At 19.6% G+C, this 1,050-nt stretch carries 2 protein-coding genes; both read right to left on the bottom strand.

Translation table 4 applies throughout. The annotated features are described in order from the left end of the window. The coding region (locus tag M0D11_RS06015; RefSeq protein WP_252321004.1) for a hypothetical protein at positions 1-213 on the bottom strand (213 nt) is incomplete at its 3' end. Between the two features lie 88 nt (positions 214-301). Beyond that, positions 302-1,050 (bottom strand): hypothetical protein (locus M0D11_RS06020; protein ID WP_252321006.1); only part of this gene is annotated, 749 nt, incomplete at its 5' end.

Here is a 1,050-nt window from a genome sequence, read left to right on the forward strand (position 1 = left end):
CGATATTGACATTGAAATATTTTTTAATTTTTCTCTTTGTTGTTTAATTTTTAGTATTGTATTTTCTAATAAAAATTGTTTTTGACTATTAGTCACTTTTAAATCTTCTATTTCTTTAGTACTATTCTTTTTGCTTAATTGTGCTTTTAATACTAGTCAATTTTTCTTTAATATATTTGTCTCTTTTTTATGTTTTAATATCTCATTAAACAAATCTTTTTCTTGTTTTATTTTTTTTCATTTGCCATTCGTAAATCAGTAATTTCTTTATTTATATTACTTCGATTAACAAATTCTTTATCTAATTTTTTTGAACACTTTTGTAATTACAAAAAATGCCAAAAGTTAATAGTGAAATAACACGACGTCAAATACTATCTCTTCAATCTTGTAACACTATAATATTTTGAAAAATATTTTCTGAATCTTTTAGTTTTAAACTAATATTTTCTTCATTACTTTTAATTTCTTTTTCTAAACAAGAAATTGAATTAGTTTTTGCATCTATATTGTCATTTAATGTTTTAATATTTAAATTTATTTCATCTATTTTTGTGATTAATTGTTCTTTAGAACTTTCATTATCATTTAAAATAGATTGTATTTGACCTTTATTTGCATCAATGTCTGTTGTTAATTGTTCCTTGTTTTTTTCTAATCTTTCAATTTCTAATTCAATTTCTGATTTTTGTTTTATTAATGCAATTAAATTTTCTAAACTTTGTAATTCCGCTTTCAATTCTTCTTTTTTTAAAATTTCTTTTTTTAAATTTAATATTTTAGTTTTTTCTTCTTGTAATTTTGTCATATTTTCTTTTAATGCTTTTAAACTACCATTAAAAAAAGATGATTCTTGAATTATTTCTTTTAAATTAAATAATTCATTTCTAATTCTTTCTAAGGTTCTTCTGTTATCTACTTTGTCTAGATTTCTGTTTTTTATATCTTTATCAGTTTCTTTACTTTCAACTTCTAAAGTATATATATTTTCATTAACTGCTTTTAATTTATCAGTCATCTGATTAACATATTGTTCAATAAATGTTTTTT

The organism is Spiroplasma endosymbiont of Lariophagus distinguendus, from assembly GCF_023846195.1.
Lineage (GTDB): Bacteria > Bacillota_I > Bacilli_A > Mycoplasmatales > VBWQ01 > Spiroplasma_E.